General features: G+C 63.5%; 21 protein-coding genes. 14 read left to right on the top strand and 7 right to left on the bottom strand.

Annotated elements, in window-relative coordinates; genetic code table 11:
- Positions 1 to 76 precede the first annotated feature (76 nt).
- The 4 genes from ABIE56_RS00955 (at position 77) to ABIE56_RS00940 (ending at position 3,502) form a co-directional block, all read left to right on the top strand.
- Positions 77 to 649, top strand: a complete 573-nt coding sequence (locus ABIE56_RS00955; RefSeq protein WP_429241958.1) for a cytochrome b — start codon at positions 77 to 79, stop codon at positions 647 to 649.
- A 19-nt stretch (positions 650 to 668) separates the two neighbouring features.
- Positions 669 to 1,223 (top strand): sigma-70 family RNA polymerase sigma factor, encoded by a 555-nt coding sequence (locus tag ABIE56_RS00950; protein ID WP_429241957.1) that lies wholly within the window; start codon positions 669 to 671, stop codon positions 1,221 to 1,223.
- A complete protein-coding gene (locus tag ABIE56_RS00945) occupies positions 1,213 to 1,980 on the top strand; it encodes an anti-sigma factor family protein (protein WP_429241956.1) in 768 nt (255 codons plus the stop codon). Before ABIE56_RS00950 ends, ABIE56_RS00945 begins: the two co-directional genes overlap by 11 nt.
- A 190-nt stretch (positions 1,981 to 2,170) precedes the next feature.
- Entirely contained in the window at positions 2,171 to 3,502 is a 1,332-nt protein-coding gene (locus tag ABIE56_RS00940; RefSeq protein WP_429241955.1) for a S41 family peptidase, read from the top strand.
- Here ABIE56_RS00940 and ABIE56_RS00935 read toward each other — a convergent pair.
- Positions 3,499 to 4,233: an IclR family transcriptional regulator gene (locus tag ABIE56_RS00935; RefSeq protein WP_429241954.1), complete on the bottom strand. Its 735-nt coding sequence runs from the start codon at positions 4,231 to 4,233 to the stop codon at positions 3,499 to 3,501. The two genes, ABIE56_RS00940 and ABIE56_RS00935, sit on opposite strands and share 4 nt — an antisense overlap.
- Before the next feature lie 68 nt (positions 4,234 to 4,301).
- Between ABIE56_RS00935 and ABIE56_RS00930 the strand changes: the two genes are divergently transcribed.
- Both ABIE56_RS00930 and ABIE56_RS00925 read left to right on the top strand, forming a co-directional pair.
- Positions 4,302 to 5,531, top strand: coding sequence for a multidrug effflux MFS transporter (locus ABIE56_RS00930; protein ID WP_429241953.1), 1,230 nt, complete (start codon positions 4,302 to 4,304; stop codon positions 5,529 to 5,531).
- A 145-nt stretch (positions 5,532 to 5,676) separates the two neighbouring features.
- A complete protein-coding gene (locus ABIE56_RS00925) occupies positions 5,677 to 6,072 on the top strand; it encodes a PAS domain-containing protein (RefSeq protein WP_429241952.1) in 396 nt (131 codons plus the stop codon).
- A gap of 99 nt (positions 6,073 to 6,171) precedes the next feature.
- Here ABIE56_RS00925 and ABIE56_RS00920 read toward each other — a convergent pair whose 3' ends face one another.
- Positions 6,172 to 6,690 (bottom strand): lipocalin-like domain-containing protein, encoded by a 519-nt coding sequence (locus ABIE56_RS00920; protein WP_429241951.1) that lies wholly within the window; start codon positions 6,688 to 6,690, stop codon positions 6,172 to 6,174.
- Between the two features lie 132 nt (positions 6,691 to 6,822).
- On the opposite strand from ABIE56_RS00920, the gene ABIE56_RS00915 reads away from it, so the two are divergent.
- On the top strand, positions 6,823 to 7,743 hold the full coding sequence (locus ABIE56_RS00915; RefSeq protein ID WP_429241950.1) for a LysR family transcriptional regulator: 921 nt from the start codon (positions 6,823 to 6,825) through the stop codon (positions 7,741 to 7,743).
- Between the two features lie 43 nt (positions 7,744 to 7,786).
- Here the strand turns inward: ABIE56_RS00915 and ABIE56_RS00910 are convergent, their stop codons facing one another.
- Entirely contained in the window at positions 7,787 to 9,700 is a 1,914-nt protein-coding gene (locus tag ABIE56_RS00910; RefSeq protein ID WP_429241949.1) for a glycoside hydrolase family 76 protein, read from the bottom strand.
- A 284-nt stretch (positions 9,701 to 9,984) separates the two neighbouring features.
- On the opposite strand from ABIE56_RS00910, the gene ABIE56_RS00905 reads away from it, so the two are divergent.
- Both ABIE56_RS00905 and ABIE56_RS00900 read left to right on the top strand, forming a co-directional pair.
- Entirely contained in the window at positions 9,985 to 10,821 is an 837-nt protein-coding gene (locus ABIE56_RS00905; protein ID WP_429241948.1) for an AraC family ligand binding domain-containing protein, read from the top strand.
- 53 nt (positions 10,822 to 10,874) lie between these two features.
- The gene (locus tag ABIE56_RS00900) at positions 10,875 to 11,282 is read left to right on the top strand and encodes a DUF2000 family protein (protein ID WP_429241947.1); all 408 of its coding nucleotides are present in this window, start codon (positions 10,875 to 10,877) and stop codon (positions 11,280 to 11,282) included.
- Between the two features lie 68 nt (positions 11,283 to 11,350).
- On the opposite strand, the gene ABIE56_RS00895 is transcribed toward ABIE56_RS00900, so the two are convergent.
- The gene (locus ABIE56_RS00895; protein WP_429241946.1) at positions 11,351 to 11,674 is read right to left on the bottom strand and encodes a hypothetical protein; all 324 of its coding nucleotides are present in this window, start codon (positions 11,672 to 11,674) and stop codon (positions 11,351 to 11,353) included.
- Between the two features lie 187 nt (positions 11,675 to 11,861).
- Here ABIE56_RS00895 and ABIE56_RS00890 point away from each other — a divergent pair, with 187 nt between their 5' ends.
- The gene (locus tag ABIE56_RS00890; protein WP_429241945.1) at positions 11,862 to 13,943 is read left to right on the top strand and encodes a catalase; all 2,082 of its coding nucleotides are present in this window, start codon (positions 11,862 to 11,864) and stop codon (positions 13,941 to 13,943) included.
- Between the two features lie 85 nt (positions 13,944 to 14,028).
- The gene (locus ABIE56_RS00885) at positions 14,029 to 14,793 is read left to right on the top strand and encodes a response regulator (protein WP_429241944.1); all 765 of its coding nucleotides are present in this window, start codon (positions 14,029 to 14,031) and stop codon (positions 14,791 to 14,793) included.
- Between the two features lie 45 nt (positions 14,794 to 14,838).
- Here the strand turns inward: ABIE56_RS00885 and ABIE56_RS00880 are convergent, their stop codons facing one another.
- Positions 14,839 to 16,038: a GAF domain-containing sensor histidine kinase gene (locus ABIE56_RS00880; protein WP_429241943.1), complete on the bottom strand. Its 1,200-nt coding sequence runs from the start codon at positions 16,036 to 16,038 to the stop codon at positions 14,839 to 14,841.
- A 9-nt stretch (positions 16,039 to 16,047) separates the two neighbouring features.
- Positions 16,048 to 16,626 (bottom strand): TetR/AcrR family transcriptional regulator, encoded by a 579-nt coding sequence (locus tag ABIE56_RS00875; protein ID WP_429241942.1) that lies wholly within the window; start codon positions 16,624 to 16,626, stop codon positions 16,048 to 16,050.
- A 156-nt stretch (positions 16,627 to 16,782) separates the two neighbouring features.
- Between ABIE56_RS00875 and ABIE56_RS00870 the strand changes: the two genes are divergently transcribed.
- Positions 16,783 to 17,340, top strand: a complete 558-nt coding sequence (locus ABIE56_RS00870; RefSeq protein ID WP_429241941.1) for a hypothetical protein — start codon at positions 16,783 to 16,785, stop codon at positions 17,338 to 17,340.
- Here the strand turns inward: ABIE56_RS00870 and yidA are convergent.
- Positions 17,331 to 18,164 (bottom strand): sugar-phosphatase, encoded by an 834-nt coding sequence (gene yidA, locus ABIE56_RS00865; protein ID WP_429241940.1) that lies wholly within the window; start codon positions 18,162 to 18,164, stop codon positions 17,331 to 17,333. The genes ABIE56_RS00870 and yidA overlap by 10 nt on opposite strands.
- 103 nt (positions 18,165 to 18,267) lie before the next feature.
- On the opposite strand from yidA, the gene ABIE56_RS00860 reads away from it, so the two are divergent.
- Complete coding sequence (locus ABIE56_RS00860; protein ID WP_429241939.1) at positions 18,268 to 18,900, top strand: nucleoside/nucleotide kinase family protein; 633 nt, start codon at positions 18,268 to 18,270, stop codon at positions 18,898 to 18,900.
- The gene (locus ABIE56_RS00855; RefSeq protein WP_429241938.1) at positions 18,897 to 20,327 is read left to right on the top strand and encodes a sugar porter family MFS transporter; all 1,431 of its coding nucleotides are present in this window, start codon (positions 18,897 to 18,899) and stop codon (positions 20,325 to 20,327) included. The genes ABIE56_RS00860 and ABIE56_RS00855 overlap by 4 nt, the downstream gene beginning before the upstream one ends.
- Positions 20,328 to 20,588: the final 261 nt, after the last annotated feature.

Here is a 20,588-nt window from a genome sequence, read left to right as displayed (position 1 = left end):
CGGGAATAAAAAGGACCTACGAAAGATCTTGGATTGCGGCGGGACCAACCCGGTGCCGCGAACCGAGGCAACAGCCATGTCCATGCCAGCCCAGGCGTTAAACGCCGTGTCCACCACACGGCCCGCTACGTACACCAAGGTCGCCATCGCCATGCACTGGTCGATCGCGCTCCTGATCTTCCTCAACGTCGCACTTGGCTTCTTCATGGAGACCTTCCCGAAGAAGGCCCCAGGCCACGACGAGGTGCTTTTCTACCATGCGTCGTTTGGCACCTTGATCTTCCTTCTCGCCGTGTTTCGCCTGTTCTGGCGTAGCACGCACAAGCCGCCAGCCTTGCCTTCCAGCATTCCCACCTGGCAGCGCGGCATGGCCCACACGCTGCATTGGATTTTGTATTCGCTGATGCTGCTCGTGCCGGTCACCGGGTACTTGCACCGCATTGCGGGCGGCCACGACGTGAGCTTTTTTGGGCTCGGCAACCTGCCGGTGTTGATCGGCAAGGACGAACCACTGCGCCTGCTCACCGATACCCTGCACGTCTCGCTGGTCTGGGTCCTTTGTATCCTCGTCGTCGGGCACATCGGTGCCGCGCTCAAGCACCGGTTCTTCGACCGGGATAGCGTAATCCAGCGTATGTTGCGGGTATGACCGGTCATCAGCCGCCGCCATGATGTCGACCCGTAGCCGAACCGTTGTGGATGAACTGGCGCTACGCCACCTGGATGCTGCCTATAACCTGGGCCGGTGGCTGCTGGGTAGCGAGCAGGATGCAGCGGATGCCGTGCACGATGCCTACCTGCGCGCGGCACGCGCTTGCGATACCTATGCCGGCGGCAACGCGCGGGCATGGTGGCTGGCGATCGTGCGCAATTGCTGCCTCGCACGGCTGGCCCTGCGCAACAAGGACACCCGGAATGTTGCCATTGATGACGACCCGGCGGCCGCCGAGCGCTGGCTTCCGCATACCGGTGCCGAAGAGATCGAGGAGAACCTCGACAGCTCAAAGCGCACGCAACAGATCGACGCACAGTTGCAGAAGCTGCCCGTGGTTTACCGTGAGGTGATCGTGCTGCGCGAACTCGAGGAGCTCTCGTATCGCGAGATCGCCGATGTGCTTGAAACACCCATCGGCACAGTTATGTCCCGCCTTGCACGGGGACGAGCGCTACTGCACAAGGCATTGACAGGCGACGGCACGACGGAGGCCCCCCATGGACTGTAAGACCGCGAGCGACCTGTTGCCGCTGTACTTCGATGGTGAGCTTGACCGGGCGACCAGCCGCGACTTCGAAGCGCATCTGGATGCGTGTGCAGCGTGCCGCAATGCGCTAGTCGAACTCGATACGGTGCGGCAGGCGCTGCGTAATGATGCCGCGCGCCACAGGGCGCCGGAAGCGCTTCGATCTCGCATCGAGAATGCCGCAACGGCCCCCGTAGTGACGCGTTTGCCTCGGCCACGCTCAACATGGATGGCGCTCGCCGCTTCCTGGGTGTTGGCCTTCGTCGCCGGGGGAATCACACTAGCCGCATGGAACCATGGTTCGGGTTCCGGCGGCGAGGAAACCCAGTTGACCCGCGACCTGTTCGCCAGTCACTGGCGCTCGCTGGCCGCGGCTTCACCCATCGACGTGGTCTCGACCGATCAGCACACGGTGAAACCATGGTTTGCAGGGAAAATCGCGGTATCGCCTACCGTGCGCGACTATACCGAGCAGGGATACGCCCTGATCGGTGGGCGCATCGACTATGTGGGCACGGAGCGCGTTCCCGTCCTCGTCTACCGGCACGGAAAACATCTGATCGATGTGTTCGTGCTGCCGGCGGCGCCTTCCACGAGCGGTATTCCTGTTCGTCGGCAAGGCTACGTGTTGGAGGGGGCATCCGTTGGTGGGCAGGCCGCAGCGATCGTTTCAGATATGGACGAGGCGGAACTGACGCGGTTCAGGGATCTTTTGAACGCCTCCGGGCGTGGCGACTAGGGCATGCGAGGCTCGCAACTCCTTGCGTCGGAGGATCGGCTAGAGTTTGTCTAAACCAGACGGCGGGAGTTTGATGGATGTGGCCCCATGGATTCGGACGGCGCCTATGAAGTGCTGCAAACTTGCTGGACTGATCGTCGTTGGTTGCGTGAGCCTTATGCCTTTGGCCGCGGCGGGCTCGGCCGCGTCCTTGAAGCCGCTGCTTGACGGCAAGGCAATCGCTGCCGAGGCACGCGGGCTCTGGCGGCTTCCGGCCTATGGGATGCTGATCGATCTGCGCGATGGCGTTCGCGTCTATAACGAAGCCGGCGGCCTCTGCTGGCCAGACCCGACGTATCCGGACGCGGCGGCGTTGGCAGAGCAGTTTCCGTATTTTGCTAAGACAGCCACCGGCGCATTGACCTTCGCTGCGTCGAAGGATGGAACGCGGTACGTTTCGACGGCTGTATCGACGCCCCCATCCGCATGTACGGCGGCCCTGGATCGTGAGTCGCCGGCGTTTATCTTCGCGGCTCTTACGGCATCGCTTGCCGAGTTTTACCCCTTTGAGAAGGAGCACGACGTTCGTTGGGCTGAGCGCGCCAAGGCACTGACGCCTAGGCTGGCAGGAGTCACTGGTGACGGCACGCTGGCTGCGCTCCTTGCGGATCTGTTCCAGGGTGTGGCCGATGCGCATACGAGTCTGTCGGGAACGGTAGACGGCAAAGCCCTTCGTTTGCGCACGTTCCGGGGAGACGCTTTCGCCGGCTTGCAGGGCATCTACGCGAAGCAGCACAAGTACACTTTGTTCCTGGACTGGATCGATGCCGTCTGGATGCCTGGTGAGCAAGCCGAGGCGATCAAGACACTACTGCCGGGCACGGCGCACACCGCCCTTGGCAACAAGATGTACTGGGGGAGGCTGCCGGGAAACGTGGGCTATCTCGCCGTGATCGGTATGGGTGGCTATACCGCGGCCGGCGGAATGGACACCGACCGCCGCCGCCTTAGCGCTGCGCTCAACAGGGCGTTCGGCGACCTTCGATCGTCAAAGGCTCTGGTCCTCGACATCTCGCATAACTTCGGCGGCGACGATGAAATCTCTGCCGACATCGCCGCGCGTTTCGTGGACAGGGTGACGCCGGCCTACAGCAAGCGCGCTTATAAGGGCGACCAAGTGCAGACGTTCACGACGACACCGTCCGCAGGCGCTCACTATCGCCATCCCGTTTACCTGCTAACCAGCGTCTTGACCTCCAGCGCGGCAGAAGTTTTCACCATGCGCATGCGTGAGATTCCGGGTGTGGTTCAGGTGGGTGAGGCTACGCAAGGCATCTTTTCTGATGCCACTGAGAAGGGGCTGCCCAACGGCTGGGTCCTGTCCATGTCGACGGAAGTCTACGTCGACGCCGAGGGCCGGAACCACGAGGGCATCGGCATGGTGCCATCGCAGGCATTCCCCGTCGTGATGCCCGCTGTGCCACATAGCTATGCGGCGGTCATCCGCCAGGTCGGAAAGCTGGCAGCGGACGGCACGCCTTAGGCTGACCCTTCGCGTAGTGCATGCAGCGCAAGTTCAACGTTCAATTTACTATTTTCGTATCGGCTGCTGGGCAGCACCACTGACGCCGACACCCATTGGCCATCGCGTTTCCCTAGGCTGATGCCAATAGCGCAGTGCCCCGGCGCATGCTCTTCGACGTCGTAAGCGAAGCCGCCAGCGCGAATGGCATCCAGCTCGACGATGAGCGCCTTGACCGTTGGCAGTGTGGCCGGCGTGAGCTGCTTCAGGTTGCCCTGGCCGTACATGGCGTAGATGTCTTCGTTCGGAAGGCACGCCAGCATCGCCTTGCCGTTGGCCATGCTGTAGGCGGGGTAGGTCATGCCCACCTCGGGCACCGCGCGTACTCCCTGGTCGGAGAGGAAGCGGTCCAGGAACAGCACTTCGTCGCCGGCCAGGGTCGATAGGTCCACGGTCTCATGGGTGGCCTCGAACAGCCGGTACAGCTGCGGCCGGAGCTCGCGGGCGATGCTTGGCCCGGCCAGTTCACCGAGGCGTCGCAGCCCCCAGCCGGGCCGGACCCCGCCAGCGCCTGCCTGGACCAGATGTTCGGCTTCCAGGGCATCCACGATCCGTTGGACAGTGGAACGGGCTAGGCCTGTCGCGGCCGCGAGCTGGCCGAGGCTGCGACCTTCGCCGTGGGCGGTGACCTCGCGCAGGACCGCCGCCGCACGGGAAATCACCTGAATGCCAGCAGGGTGGGATGGCGCCATGGGTTGCTCCTGTACCGTATCGCGGTACACTGTCTGTACCATCATACGATACAGCACCGGGCCTGCCCATGTCCTCCCGCGCCATTTCCACCGCCTCGCCCCTCTATGTCGTCATGCTGGGCCTGCTTTCCGCGCTTCCCCCGTTCGGCACCGATGCGGGCCTGCCTGGCTTGCCCGGGTTGCAGGCCGAGTTCGGCATCGGCATGGCCCAGGCAACGCAGACCCTCACGCTGTTTCTCCTTGGCTTCTCGATCGGGCCGGTGTTTTTCGGCCCGCTGTCCGATCGCTATGGGCGCAAGCCGGTCCTGTTGTTCGGCGTTGCGGTGTTCTCGCTGGCTGCGCTCGGCTGTGGGCTCTCGGGCTCAGTGCATTCGTTACTGCTGTTGCGCTTCATCGGGGGCGTAGGCGCGGGTGCTGCCGCGTCACTACCTGCCGCGATCGTGCGTGATGTCTATCGCGATGAACTGGCGCTCTCGCGGCAATCGTATGTGGCGCTGGTCAATGGCGTGGCGCCATTGGTGGCGCCCTTGCTAGGTGCTGCTGTGCTGGCCTTTGCCGGCTGGCGTGCTATCCACGAGACACTCGCCGCCCTTGGCGTCGTGTTGTTTGCGCTCGCGGCGCTCGGCTATGCGGAGACCGCACCGCTCGATGCGAACCGACAGAAGACAAGCGTCCTCGGCTCGGCGATAGCGTCGTACCGCACCGTGTTGGGGGATCGCACGTATCTGCTTTCCACCGGCCTACTTGCGGCGACGTTCGGGGTGATGTTCGCCTATATCACTGGCTCGTCCGCGGTATTCATGAATCTGTTGGGTGCGACGCCTTCGCTTTACGGCGTGATCTTTGCCTGCACGGCCGCAGGCACCATCACCGGTGCGGCATTCAATATGCGGCTGTCGGCCCGCTTCGGGCGGCACCGCGTCCTCGGCAGTGCGGTCGTGGCCAACCTTGTGATCTGCATGGTGCTTGCCGGCGTGGCCTGGCGTGGCGCAGGCTCTATTCCATTGTGCGCTGCCCTGGTGGTGCTGAGTAATGCGTGCGCGGGGATCATCATGCCGACGGCGACCCACACGGCGCTGGGCAACATGGGGCGCGCTGCTGGCAGTGCCGCTGCACTTTTGCGCGGTATCCAGATGATCGCGGGTTCGTCGGCGGGTGCGCTCGTGGGGTTTATCGGTGGCGATCCGCTGGTGGCGATGGCGTGGGCCATGTCGGTGGCAGCGGTGTTGGCGATCGCGCTGTTGGTCCTGTTGTTGAGGACTATGAAGGCGCCTGACGCCTTGGTAACAACTGCCTGAAGTCGTGGCTTGGCGCGAGAGCGTTGCCGAAATGGCGCCACTTTCCGTCGAGAACCGGTGCCACCATCCCCCGTACCGCGTCACGCCATCCTGACCTTTGGCACGCTTTCATGGTCGCGAGCGTGGCGATACGAGGGCATGGGCAATGGGTGTAAGTGGTCTGAGCGCGGATGTGGCGGAGCTTGTGCGCCTGGCGGGGCCGGGCAGGGAAGGCGAGGGAATCGTTATCACCGATGCCGCTGGCGACATGGTGTTTGCCAATGAGATGGCCACCGATATCCTCGAAACACCGCGCATCGGTGCGGGTGTTGAAGACTACAGCGCACTCCATGGTGTCTTTACCGAAGATGGCCGCCCGTACCCCTCCACCGATCTTCCCCTGGCCCGGGCCGTGCTCAACCAGAAGACGACCCGCGATGAGCGCCTGGTGATCAAGCGCTGTGATGGCGTGCGCCACCTCCTGAGGGTTTCCGCACGCCCGCTGTTCGATGCCGACCACCGACAGGTGGGCTCGGTGGTGTTCTTCAGCGTGATCGACTGAGCGCGCCTGGCCTTCATGGCCAGGGAACACGTTCCGGAGGCCATGGAGGCCATGGAGGCATGGATTCACACGCTTGCGAGCACCGGCTCTTGCCCGCGTTCACTGACGTGATCGCCGCCAAACCACCTCCCCATGCGCCCCCTCCGCTGCCCCACTCGAAGGCTTTGCCACCGTATACGTCAGCTCATCGTCCTTAAGCGTGTAGGCCGTATCGCCTCCCTTGCCATCCCAATTGGGAAATGATGCCCGCACAATCTGGCTGTGCATGGTGTGTCCATCCGCGCTCACATGGCCGAAGTGCGCATTGCTGTCCATCGAAGCGGCCTTGTATTCCTCAGGCGTACCTTTCGATTTGTCGTTCACCGCGAACGGCATCCGCTTCGCGCGGACGATCTGCATCATGTAGTCGCCCTGGGCATCGATGAGCCACATGCCTTCCGGCGAGGGGCCGTAGAGTTCCACCCGGTGCCCATCGGGGTAGACGTTGTCGCAGCGGACCAGCGTCCAGGCGCCGATCAGTTCCTTGGGGACCGGCATGGCATCGGAGGCGGCGGCGAAGGACGGGGCGGTGGCCAGGGCGAGCAGGGTGGCCAGCAGGGGGATGGGCAGGCGGGACATGGGGTGCTCCTTGGTTGGGGTGTCCGGATCATCCCGCTGCCGGGTGAATTTGATAATGAGCCTCGGTCTGAATTGACCTTCAAACGTAAGTTGAAGATGATTCGAGCCATCGCCCCCGCCAAGGCCCCTCCCATGAACCGCCTGAGCGACATGCAGCTCCTCGTCGATGCGGCGGACCTTGGCAGCCTGTCTTCCGCCGGCCGGCGTGCGGGGCTCTCGCCGGCGGCGGCCAGCGCCTGCGTCCAGCGCATCGAGGCCTCACTCGGTGCACGGCTGTTCGAGCGGACGACACGCCAGCTCCGGCTCACTGACGAAGGCCGTGCCTACATCGCTTCCTGCCGCATGGCGATCGAGACCATGCGCGAGGCGGAGCAGGCTGTGCGTACGGGCGTCAATCGCATCAGCGGCACGTTGCGCGTTTCGACGCCGTCGGATCTGGGTCGCAATGTCATCGTCCACATTCTCGATCGCTTCATGGTCCAGCATCCCGACGTGCGCATCGTGCTGACCCTGTCCGATTCGCTCTCGCGCTTCGTACCCGATGATGTCGATGTCGCCATTCGGGTCGGTCCCCTTGAGGACACCGATCTCGTCGCCCGCCATCTGGCCGATAGTTGGCGCGTGGTTTGTGCATCGCCCACGTGCGTAGCGACACAGGGCATGCCAACGCATCCCGAAGACCTGGCCGATCTACCCACGCTGGTCATTACCACCAACGCCGGCCCGCGCAACGAATGGCGTCTTGGCGACGCCGTGGTGCGGGTAAGGCGTTACCACGAAAGCACCGATAGCGAAGTCATCCGCACCTGGGCGGTACTCGGCCGCGGCTTCGCCTACCGCCAACTGTGGGCGGTAGCCAACGATGTTCGCGAAGGGCGCCTGGTGCTGGTCCATGCTCCGGCATGGTCGGCGCCATCGCCCATCCATGCGCTGTACCACGCCAATACCTTCCAGCCACCGCGCGTGCGCAGCTTCGTCGATTACCTGCAGAAAGAGATGGCGACGTTGATGCCGTCGGGTGCCAATAACGCGCTGGGCCTGCATTTCGGCTAACGCCTCCGTCCCCGTTAGGGCGAGGACGGAGGCACCCCTGTGCTTACTCGACGATATTCGCCGTCACGTGATACACGCGCCCGCCCCAACCATCGTTGGGGAAGGAATCGGAGACCTTCAGGTACACCGGCTTCGAACCGTCCGCACCCGTCGTGAGGTAGGGCGTGAGATCGATCGTGCGATCGGCCTTGTTCGATCCATCGGTGATCGGCCGCGTTTCCTGCAGCACGGTCGTCCAGGTCTGGTTATCCGAGCTCACCTGCACCAGGAACTCGGCATCGATGGTCAGGGTGACCTGTGCCGAGGTGGTGTCGCTCGGGAACGGGAACCGGTACGTGAAGTGCGCATTGCCATCGGCGAAGCGGTTCTGCACGCCATTGCTCTGTGAGTTGGCGGGATCGAACAGCCACGGGTTCTCATCGACGGTGCCGGTATCGAAGTTGATGCTGTGGGCGATCAACACATCGGCCTGGGTGCTGAAGCGCAAGCCGGCTGCCACGAGGTTCGCCGTGACGGTGTGGTGCCCATCGGTGGCCGTACCCGGTACCTTGATCGTCAGCGGCAACGTGCTGCTTACCGGCACGGCATTGCCGTGCGGCTGCAGGCGTACCAGTGACGAGCGCGGCGTAACGCTCCAGCCCGACGGTGCTTCGACAGAGGCCAGCGCGAACAGCGGGAAGAAGCCCGTTGCCGAGCTGCTCAGCTGCACCGGGATGGTCGTGGTGCCCGATGCCGAGGGCATCACCACCGGCTGCGCCGGCGACATGGTGGCGGCCAGTGAAGTGAGCGGGGTGAACACCGGTACGTTGCCGACCAGGGCGCTAAGCGCGCTGGCCTGCGTGCGCCAGTCGAACACGTTGGGGTGATCGTCGCTGGTGGCGCCGGTCCAGCGCGTACCGAGGCGTCCTGCCGCGTCGCGATCATCGTTCCAGATGCTATCGGCCTGGTTATCGAGGAAGGCGGCGTAACCACGGTCGTGGGTGGTATCGACCAGGTCAGTCCAGTAGCGCATGAAAATGCCCTTGAACTGCTTGCCGTTGTCGTCGCAGGTCTGGTCCGTGGCGTCGCAGATTTCGGTAAGGACGCCGTTCTTTACCAGCGCGTTCGGGCCGATCGCCGCATCCGCCAGCCGGCGCACGGAGGCCAGGATCTTCGGATCACGGGTGGCACGGAACAATTCCAGGCCGCCACCAATCGCCAGGCCCTGGTTATACGACCACACGTTCTGGCCGTTGTTGGTACAGGCGTTGGTGAGGCCATCGTTCACCTGGCCATCGGCATTGATCATGCCGCTGTTCTGGAACCAGGTCCACGCGGTTTTGGAACGGCCGAGCCACAGCGTATCGCCAGGGATGCGGTTATGCAGTTCGGCGGTGAGGCGGATCCACAAACCATTGGTAATGGCGTTCTTGTAGGTACGCTCGCCATCCCACCACACGCCACCACCGCAGGTGCTGGTGTCCCAGTAGCCGTACACGTAATTGGCGATGGTAATCGCCATGTTGAGGTACTTGGGATCGTGGGTCAGGTCGTAGGCTTGCAGCCAGGTGAGGCCCCACCATTCGGAATCATCGATGGCGCGGCTGGTGAAGTTGCCCAGCAGCGGATCGCCGGAGAGTACGCCGGCGGGGAATACACCCTTGTCCTTTTCGAAGGTGTTGTTCAACTGGCCGATGTAGCGCCGATCACCGGTGCGCTGCATGTAATCGCCAATGGTCTGCAGGGCCACGGCCGAGTTCCACCAGCTGGACGGAAACCAGGCCTTGTCCGGGTCGTACGAACTCATCAACACATCGGCTGCCACGCGTGCCCGCGCCATGGCAGTGGGGCCGTCACTTAACGAGCTGGCCGCTTGGGCCTGCTCCGCGGCGGGGGTGGGGAAGGCGACAGCCATGGCTGTCAGGCTGGCCGCGGCCAGCAGGGATTGTGCGCGAATGCGCCATGCACCGAGCTTCATAAGTAGAAGCGCTCCTCTGGAATACCCACTGTGGGGCTTGAGGCTGCGCCTCCCCCCGCCACTCCCCGGCCAGATCGTGGGCGATGATCCGGCCTGGCAAAGCGTGCGCACGAACCTATTTAAACGTCTAAATTTCCCCATTTAGATCGTGCGAATTGGCGGAGTGTCGCAGAGCTGGTTGCTCGAAATGTGAGAACCACGTCAACGCAGTGGACGGTGGCCGGAAATTCGCCGCGCATGGTTTTCCGGTCCGCGCCGTGGGCATACTTGGCGCCATGCCCGGCGTGTCCCGCACCACCGATAACTGGTTCCAGCTTCGCCGGGATGCGGAAACCGGCATCGAAAGCATGCAGGCGCATTTCCGCGGCCATGCCTACGATGCCCACGCGCACGACGAGGTGCTGATCGGGGTCACGCAGGATGGCGTACAGCGGTTTCGCTGTGGCCGCTCGGTGCACACGAGTACACGCGGCCGGATCATCCTGATCGAGCCTGGTGCAGTGCACGATGGGCATGCGCCGGAAGAGGCGGGTTTCACCTACGTCATGCTGTACCTACCGCAGCCGTGGTTACGCGAGGCGCTGGAGGGGCGTTCGCCTTCGGTGAGCGCAGGGCTGAGCACGCGGTTCCGCGAGACGCTCGCTGACGACGACGGCCTGCGTGATGCCATCGTTCGCTCGTTCGCGGCGATCCATGGTGGTGAAGGCAAGCTTGCGCGGGATCTGAGCCTGAACCGTCTGGTGGCCGGCCTGGCGGGGCATCTCGATAAGGTCGAGCCCGCACCCGAGGTCGCGCCTTCCACCGCTATGAACCGTGTTCGCGATTATCTGCACGAGCACCTGTCCGCAGATGTCAGCCTCAACGATCTGGTCGAGCAATCCGGCATCGACCGCTTCCGCCTGAATCGCCACTTCACCACGGCGTTTGGCCAGTCGCCCCACGCGTACCTGGTCAACCTGCGCCTCCGCGCCGCCCGCCAGCGTCTGGCGCTGGGCGATACGCCGGCCGATGTCGCGAGTGCCGTGGGCTTCGCAGACCAGAGCCATCTCGGCCGATGGTTCCGTCGCGCGTTTGGCATCACGCCGGGCGCGTACCAGCAGGCGTGCACAAACGTTCTATAGCCCGGGCAGGCTGAAGGCGGATCCTCAGGGCGGTAGCCCAATCGAGATCCTTCATGTTCGATACGAAAGTAGCCCTGGTCGTCCGCGAGGACCTGGCAACCTGGCAGAAACTGAATGTCGTGGCCTTTCTCGCCACGGGCATTGCTGCCTCCGCACCCGAGGCGATCGGTGAGCCGTACATCGATGCAGCCGACGTGCAGTACGGGCGCATGCTTATCCAGCCGATGATGATTTACGGCTCGGATGGCGATGCCTTGAGGAAGGTGAGGCACAAGGCGATCGAGCGCGAGATTACCGTTGTTCCCTACATCGAAGCGATGTTCAGTACCGGCAACGATGAGGAAAATCGTCGGGTGTTCCGCGAGGAGGGCGTCGAGACCATGAATCTCGTAGGCCTCGCGGTACGCGGGCCGCGCAATGCGGTCGACAAGGTAATCAAGGGTTTGTCACTGCACCTATGAGAGCGCCACGTCGAATCGTCGTCGGCTAACTCGTGGGCGAACGCACGGGGCGTTAGCAGCGTTGTTCGTCAAGGTGCGACGCGCGGCCCCATCGCGCCATACGGCAGGATCGCTTCTGAAGGGATAGCCTTCGCATGGCTGATCGCGCCGTAAGGAAGAATGGTGTCGCGGTCATTCGCGGCTTGGGTACTCATGGCGCCATAGGGCAGCACCGACGTGCCGGCGGCCGTCGCGTCGTGCCTCGCGGCGCCATAGGGAAGGATGGTGCCAACACCGCCCAGCGGCGTCGGCGCGGCCGAGTGCAGGTCAGTCGACATGGCCCAGGAGGCCGTCGCCACCAGCACCAGGGCCAGCGGCAGCCAGCGGGCTGGCGAGGAAATCGAAGCATTCATGGGGTAGGGCTCAAGGGCAGTGCGCCGTCATGGCGTCCCGTGGATGATGCGTTGCAACAGCCGGGCGATCCAATCGTTCCTTTTGATCAGGGCGATAGCGTCGGTGAATGTATGCCCGCCACGGGCTAGACCCTACGTATACGTGCCCGCGCGCACGGTCCAAGGCTAACCAACGCCGAGGTCAGCCATGGTCAGCAAAGCGAAGAGCGCGAAGGGAACGTCCGCCGATACCCGCGGAACCGGCGATGAGCTTCATCAGCAGGCAGGAGGTTCGCACCCGGCGCTGACCACCAACCAGGGTGTGCCGGTCAGTGACGATCAGAACTCCCTGAAGGTGGGCGAGCGCGGTCCGGTGCTTCTGGAAGACTTTATCCTGCGCGAGAAGATCACCCACTTTGATCACGAGCGGATTCCGGAGCGCATCGTTCATGCCCGCGGTACCGCCGCCCATGGATTCTTTGAACTCACGGCCTCGCTTTCGAAATACACGACCGCAAAGGTACTGACCGAGGTCGGGGAGAAGACCCCTGTATTCACCCGGTTCTCGACCGTGGCCGGTGGGGCGGGGTCGGTGGATACACCCCGCGATGTGCGTGGTTTCGCGGTGAAGCTCTATACCAAGGAGGGCAACTGGGATCTCGTTGGTAACAACATCCCGGTGTTCTTTATCCAGGATGCACTCAAGTTCCCCGACCTGGTCCACGCGGTGAAAATGGAGCCCGATCGTGGGTTCCCGCAGGCGGCGACGGCCCACGATACCTTTTGGGATTTCATCTCACTCACGCCCGAGTCCATCCACATGATCATGTGGGCGATGTCGGACCGGACCATCCCGCGCTCGCTGAGGATGATGGAAGGGTTCGGGGTCCACTCCTTCCGCCTGGTTAATGCGAAGGGCCAGAGCACCTTCGTCAAATTCCATTGGCGGCCCAGGCTCGGCCTGCAATCCACCGTGTGGGATGAAGCCGTAAAGCTTGCCGGTGCGGATCCCGATTTCCACCGGCGTGATTTGTTTGAAGCGATCCAGGCAGGGAACTACCCGGAATGGGACCTCGGCGTGCAGCTGTTCACGGAAGATCAGGCAGCACAGTTCCCGTTCGATCATCTGGATGCGACCAAGCTGATTCCGGAGGAACTGGTGCCACTGAAGATCATCGGGCGCATGGTGCTCGACCGCTGGCCCGATAACTTCTTCGCCGAGACCGAGCAGGTTGCATTTTGCCCCTCGCATCTCGTGCCGGGCCTGGATTTCAGCAACGACCCACTGCTGCAAGGGCGCTTGTTCTCTTACCTGGATACGCAGCTCTCGCGGCTGGGGTCGCCGAATTTCCATCAGCTACCGATCAACGCGCCCAAGTGCCCATTCGCGAATCACCAGCGCGATGGCCACATGCAGCAGCAGGTGCCCAAGGGGCGGGTGGCGTACGAGCCGAGCTCACTACAGAAAGATGCCCCTTACGAGGACGCAAGGCGCGGCTTTCGCTCGGCACCAGTAGAAGAAGCAGGTGGCCGGGGCAGGGTGCGGGCGGAAACCTTCGCCGACCACTACAGCCAGGCCCGCCTGTTTTACATCAGCCAGACACCGTTCGAGCAGGCTCACATGGCATCGGCACTGGTCTTTGAACTTTCAAAGGTCGAGACCGAACACGTACGCGAGGCGGTGGTCGGACATTTGCGCCATGTCGATGAAGACCTGGCCCGACGGGTGGCAAATGGGCTGGCTATGGACAAGCTGCCGGCAGCGGCCAAGGCCCGTGCGCCAGTCATCGAGATGAAAGCCTCTCCTGCCTTGCAGATCATCGGCAAGATGAAGCGGACCTTGCAGGGGCGCGTGGTCGGCATCCTCGTCAATGACGGCTCCCATGCCAAGACCGTGGCGGCACTAAGCAAAGCGGCGGAATCCGCGGGTGCCACCGTCAAGATTGTTGCCCCCAAGGTCGGGGGCGCCAAACTCTCAGGCGGAAAGACGCTCGTCGCGGATGGGCAACTGGCGGGGACGCCATCCATCAACTTCGATGCCGTGGCGGTGGTTTTGAGTGCCGAAGGTGCTGGACAACTGGGCAAGGAGGCCGCTGCCGTGGACTTTGTTCGTGACGCGTTCGGGCACCTTAAGGCGATTGCGCTGGATGACGGTGGCAAGGCGCTGTTCGACGCGGCGGGCCTGGAAACCGATAAGGGCGTCATAACGGCGAGCGATGCGGCCGCTTTCGTTGAGGCCGCCAAAGGGCGGTTCTTCGAGCGGGAAGCTGGGGTCCGTACCCTGGCGTGAGGCCAGGTGGTGAGGAGGCGGTAGCTATCGCCGCCTCCACCCCCTATCGTGGCGGCTCCCCACAGGCTCGCAGCCCGGACGCGCCATGCCCGATCAGAACAACCCCCGCGTCGTCGGGTTCGAAGTCCCCCCGCTCAAAGAGTCGGTCGATTCGGTGCGTGACGCGCCCATGGTGGCGCTGCTCGATCAGGTGCCCACGCGCGAATGGGTGGAGATGTTCGAGGCGGAAGTGGAGCGGCTGCGGGGTAAGGTCGGCTTTGCCCGCGTTTCGATTGAAGAGGACCGCGTGCTGTTCTTCGGCTCCAGAGGGGATGGTCGTGAACTCGCGGCAGATATCCGCGCCCTGGTGAACCAGACGAATACCTTTCGCCTCAATGAGCGCTTCTTTGCTCGAAGCGCGCCGGCGCCGTTTGAGCCGCCCGAAGCGCCGCAGGCAGAGGTGGTACTGGCATCGCCGCACGTGATGCCGGCTAGCGACGAGCCCCGGCACGTACTGGTCGTTGAAGATGACGAAGACCTGTGCGCAGTCGCCTGCGAGGTGCTGGAGCATGCCGGGTGGCAGGCGGTGGCCGCCCACAGCGCCGAAGAGGCACTCGCGCTCTTAAACGGCGGACTGAAGCCGAATGCCGTGCTTACTGACGTGGACATGCAGGGCCCGATGAACGGCGTGGAGCTTGCGCACCACATTCATGCACACTGGCTCACCATCGGGCTGATTATCGTTTCCGGTCGTTACAGCCTTACGCAAGCCCAGATTCCGGTGGGCAGCGTGTTCCTGTCAAAGCCCTATCAGCGCCGCCAACTCCTGGCCGTGCTCGATCTTGTAACGACGCTTCGCTCGACGACGTAATGCAGGCCAGCCGCCGCGTCGGTCGAGCGCCGCATTACGACGCGCTTAGCTAAAGCGCGGAAAGCGAACCTCAAAACGCGTGCCGCCCTCCTGGCTCGATTTCACCGAGATGGCGCCGCCGTGGCCACGCGCGATTTCCGAAGCGATGAACAGGCCGAGGCCGAGCCCTGGCCGTGGCGTTTGGGGATCGGGCCGCACGAAGGGATCGAAGAGGTGATCGATCATGTCCGGCGCGATGGGCTCGCCATCGTTATGCACGGAAATCGCCACTTCCTGCTCCGCTTCGGTCACCGTGAGGGTAATGGGCCGGGTCGGTTCGCCGTAGGTGATGGCGTTATTGAGCAGGTTGGCAAGCAGCTGGCGCATGCGGTCGCTATCGAACGACACCGGACGCTCCAGCGTGCCGCGCAACACGACGGGGCGACCAGGATGACCGCTTGCCACTTCATCGACCGCAAGGCGCAGCACGTCGAGGAAATCGTGGCGCTCCACGCGATCCATCGGTACACCGCCACCCAGGCGGCCGCGGGCGAAATCCATGATGTCGTCGATGAGCCGGGCCATGCGCTTGATGCTGTTGTCCAGATGCGTGACCAGCCGCTTCGCCCGGTCCGTCTGCTGCAATGGCGCAAGCTCGTCGGCAATCAGCCGTGCCCCCTGGAGCGGGCTGCGGAGGTCGTGCCCCACGATGGCCAGGAAGGTTTCGCGCATGGTCCCGGTATCGACCTCGGCTTGCAGGGCCGCTTCGGCATCCTGGGCACGCGTTTCCAGCGCGAGGTTGGAGGCGATCAGCGATGCGAACAGCGTCAGCGTGCTGACGATCGTCCCTTCATCGAAATCGCGCGGCTGCGAATCGATGGCGCACAGGGTGCCGAAGAAGCTGCCGTCGCGCGTAATGATTGGTACCGAAACGTAGCTCTCAAGGCCGTAGTGCCGGGGCGTGTGGTGCGTGGAAAACACCGGGTGCGCACTGGCATGGCCAAAGATCACCGGCTGGTGGTGCTGGCGGATCTCGTCGCAGATCGTGGATTCGAGCTTCAGGTCATCGCCGGGCTTAAGGCCGAAGTCGAGCCTGTCCAGCACGGAGCAGGCCGTCCAGCGTTTCTCGGTGACTCGCGCCACGGCGGCGAAGCGCATGCCGGTGAGCCGGCATACCGTGTCCAGCATGGTAGGAATGATATCGAGCTGCCTGATGGCCTCGACGGATTCTTCGATGCTGAGCGGGGTGTAGGGCAGTTCCGTCATGGCGCCGTATCAGGATTTGGGATGGGTGATGAGCCGCTCCAGGCCGCTGCGGACTACCTCGGCGAACTTCGCCGGCTCGCCGTAGGCCCGCGCCGTAAGCATCGCACCGTAAACGATCGACATAAATGCCTCCGCCTCGGTGCTGGCGGCGCCGCGTAGCTGGAATACGCCCACCTGGGCGCCTTTGGTCAGGATGGTCTCGAGCCAACGGGAAAGGTCGCGAAAATGCGCCCGTACGGCCTCGGCCAGGTTTTCCGGCAGCGATGGCAGCTCGGCCGCCAGCATGCCGGCGACGCAGAACGGCGCGGTCGCATCCGCGATGCACTTCTCCCAGTAACCCGTATAGAACAGCAGCTTCTGCGTCGGATCGAAGGTGCCATCGGCCAGCAGCCGGGTCTGCTCAACGATCCCCGAGCGCGATTCCTCCACCACCGCCAGCGCCAGGTCGGCCTTGGTGGGGAAGTGGTGGTGGATGCTCGCCTTGCGCACCTGCACCTCTTCCGCCACATCGGCATAGCTGAAGCCGTTATAGCCGCGGGTCTGGATCAGATAGCGCGCGGAGTCGATCAATTTCTGCTGGGTACTCATGCACTTAGCCTACCACTAGGTAGGCCCCCCAAACAACGCACGCCCCTGTAGGAGCGCGCTTGCGCGCGATCGGAGGCGCCGCCCAGCCACGGTTGACGGTCAATCTACCTACTAGTAGGCTGGCAATTCCTCCCCCGAAGAAAGCCCCAGGCCCCCATGACCTCCCTCCGCCACTTCTACTACCTCCGCGCCGGCGTCGCCTTCGCCTGGGTCGCCCTCGTCATCCTGCTCTCGCGCCTGGGCGTACCGGCGATCGTCGCCAACGCATTGCTCGTCGCCTATCCGCTGTGGGACGCCCTGGCCAACATCATTGACGTACGCCATAGCGGCGGCCTGCGCGCCAATCCCGGCCAGCAATTCAACGCCGCGGTCAGCATCGTGACCGCCATCGCCCTGGTGATCGCCCTCGTCGTGGCGGGCAATAAGGGCGCGTTATTCGTGTTTGGGATCTGGGCCCTGCTGTCGGGCGTGCTGCAGCTTGCCGTGGGCATCCAGCGGCGCAAGCTCGGCGGCCAGGTGTTCATGATGATCAGCGGTGCGCAGTCGGCGCTGGCCGGCGTGATCATGGGCCTGCGTGCCTTTGGCGAGCCGCGCAGCATCGCCGAACTGGCGCCTTACGCCGCGTTCGGTGGCCTGTATTTCCTGCTATCCGCCCTGCGGCTGACCTTCAGGAAGGCGCCGACCGTGGCGGGCGCCGTCAATCATTACGACTGAAGAACGAACATCTCGATGGCACGGGCGACGCCATCCTCCGCATTGGTCGCGGTTTCATAGCGCGCGGCCTGCTTCACCGCGGGGATGGCGTTGCCCATGGCCACGCTAGTGCCGGCAAACTCCAGCATGGCGATATCGTTCTCGTGATCGCCCAGCGCCATGATGCTCTCGCGATCAATGCCCAGCCGGTCGGCAAGGCGCTTCAGGCTGGGGCCTTTGCCCGCGCGGCCGTCGAAAATATCGAGAAAGCTGGCCGAGCTCTTCAGCGAAGTGAAGCGCTCCGCGAAGCCGGTCGGAAGGCGGGCGATCGCCGCGTCCAGGATCGCTGGCTGGTCGATCATCATCATTTTGGGGAAGCGCATGCCCTCGGGCATGTCGGCCACGGCCCGGTACGAGAGCGGCGTATGGGTCAGGAACGAGTCCGCGACCGTATACGGGCTGATGTCCAGATCGGGCGTGTACATCCGCTCGCCATCCAGGCCCTGGAAGTGCACGCCGAGCTCGCTGGCAATCGCCGCGCAGTAGCGGTAGTCCTCGATACCCAGGGTGAATTCCACCACGCGTTCGCCTGTGCCGATGTTCTGCACCACGGCCCCGTTGAAGGCGATGCAGTATTCATCGTTCCCGGCGATGCCTAATTCGGCGAGGTAAGGCAGCAGCCCGGCGACGGGCCGGCCGCTGGCCAGCACCACGCGCACGCCGCGGGCGATGGCGGTGTGGATGGCGTCCTTAACGCGGGGAGTGATCTTGTGGCCTGGATCGAGGAGCGTGCCGTCCATATCAATGGCGATGAGCTCAATGGGGCGGCGTCGTGCGGTATCCATCGGTGGTGCTTAACCCGGTTTACTTTTGGGTTGGAATTGTACGACATTTAGAAACTGTCACGTTCATCAATTCCTTACAGCCGCGCGGATACCCTTCGAACCGATGATCGATACCACGACCCGCGCACGGCTCGATGCACTCATGGCAGGCGGCGGCCGACGAATCCTGGGGATTGCGGGCTTGCCCGGCTCGGGCAAATCCACGCTTGCGGAGCAACTGCTCACCCGCCTTGGCGATCAGGCAGCGAACGTGCCGATGGATGGGTTCCACCTCGCCAACGCGGAGTTAAGGCGCCTTGGCCGCGCCGAACGCAAGGGCGCGCCCGATACGTTCGATACGGGAGGGTACGTGGCGTTGCTGAAGCGGCTGCGCGCGCCGGTCGAAGGTGAAATCGTCTACGCACCCAGGTTCCATCGGGAGATCGAGGAATCGATCGCGGGCGAGGTCGTCGTACCTGCGTCGGCGCGGCTGATCATTACCGAAGGCAATTACCTGCTGATGGAGGAGGGCGGGTGGGCGGCTGTGCGCCCGCTCCTGGATGAGGTCTGGTTCGTGGATGTCGATGACGAGCTGCGCCTTCAACGCCTGCTGGAACGCCACATGCAATTCGGGCGCTCACGCGAGGCAGCCCAGCACTGGATCGAAACCACCGACGAACCTAACGCCCGGCGCATTGCCGCCACGGCGCACCGCGCGGATTTCCGCGCCCGCACCCTTCCGATGGAGCCTGCATGAGCGCAATAACGTCCCCTGGTTCTTCCGTGACCGTGGAGGCCACGCCACGTACCGGCATCGTGGTGGGCATCGCGGTGATCGCCGCCCTTGGCGGCCTCCTGTTCGGTTACGACACCGGTGTGATCGGTGTGGCGTTGCTCGGTCTTGGGCGCCAGTTCGCGCTGGATGACACCACCAAGCAGTTGGTGACCGGCGCGATTATCTTCGGCGCACTATTCGGCTGCCTCGCGACGGGTCCCTTCTCCGATCGCCTCGGCCGCCGGCGCATGGTGATCTTCGTAGGCGTGCTGTTCGCCATTGGCTCCATCGCGTCGGCGTTTGCGCCGTCGGTAGGCTGGCTGATCGCCGCGCGTTTCGTGCTTGGCCTTTCCGCGGGCAGCTCCACGCAGATCATCCCGGTGTACATCGCCGAGGTCTCGCCTTCGAAGCACCGCGGCAAGATGGTCACCCTGTTCCAGTTCATGGTGGTGTTCGGCATCACCGTGGCGTATTTCACCGGCTTCGTGCTGGGCGAGCACTGGCGCTGGATGTTTGGCCTGGGCGTCGTCCCGGCGATCATCCTGCTGGGTGGCATGGCCTACCTGCCGGAAAGCCCGCGTTGGCTGGTGGCGGAGAAGCGCATCGATGAGGCCATGAAGGTGCTGGAACGCGTGCGCGGCAACGCCGCCGCGGCGCGTGCCGAGATCGAAGAGATCCAGACGGTCGCCGAGCAGGAGCCGTCGAGCAGCTGGAAGGACATCGCCAAGCCGTGGATCCGGCCTGCCGTGATCGTGGGCGCCGGTATTTCCATGTTCTCGCAGATCACCGGCAACAACGCGCTGATCTACTACGCGCCCACCATCCTTACCAAGGCCGGCTTCTCCGATGAGGCCGCCGTGCTCGGCACCGGTGCGAGCACCGTGCTGGTGGTGATCATGACGGTGATCGGTAGCTTCCTGGTCGACAAGATCGGCCGCCGTACCTACCTGTTGTGGATGATCCCGGGATCGATCGTCGCCCTGATCGTCATGGGCTTCATGTTCGAGGGCGCCGGTCCGCAGAACGATTTCAGCCGCTGGCTGGCGGTGGCCTGCCTGGGTGCCTACATGATGTTGAACTGTGGCAGCTTCGGTATCTGTATCTGGCTGATCAACTCCGAGGTGTACCCGCTGTTTGTCCGTGGCAAAGGCGCAAGCATCGGTGCCTTCAGCCACTGGACCTTCGATCTCATCGTGACGCTCACAACGCTGTCGCTGGTCACCTGGCTGGGTGCGACGCACACCTTCTGGCTGTACGCGGTGATCTCGGTCTTCGCGTTGGCCTTCGTGTACTACCTGGTGCCAGAAACCGCAGGCAAGAGCCTGGAAGAAATCGAGCACGAACTGCGCGAACACCGCTTCTATCCGTTCCAGAAGAAGCGGCTGAAAGGTTCACCGCACGCAGGCTAGCATCCAAGACTGCCCCTTATGGAAGGGGCAGTCGCGCTTTCGTGGTCGCAATTAAGAGTAGCGGCCGGGGTAAGGCGCGCTGGGCGCTGAGCTCTCGCCTTCAGTGGGCTTGCGTGTAGGGTAATGCCATCACGACACGTAGGAGAGAGCAATTTCCAGATCATTCTCATAGACGGCGCGTCAGTCATTTGGGAACGTTGCGGTCACGAAAGCAACGAGGGAATGACGTGGCAAAGAATCGGCATTGGCGATCCGACCCAA

Source organism: Luteibacter sp. 621 (genome assembly GCF_050435445.1).
Classification (GTDB): Bacteria; Pseudomonadota; Gammaproteobacteria; order Xanthomonadales; family Rhodanobacteraceae; genus Luteibacter.
The sequence above is the reverse complement of the archived record's forward strand: the minus strand, read 5'-3'. Positions and strand labels throughout refer to the sequence as shown.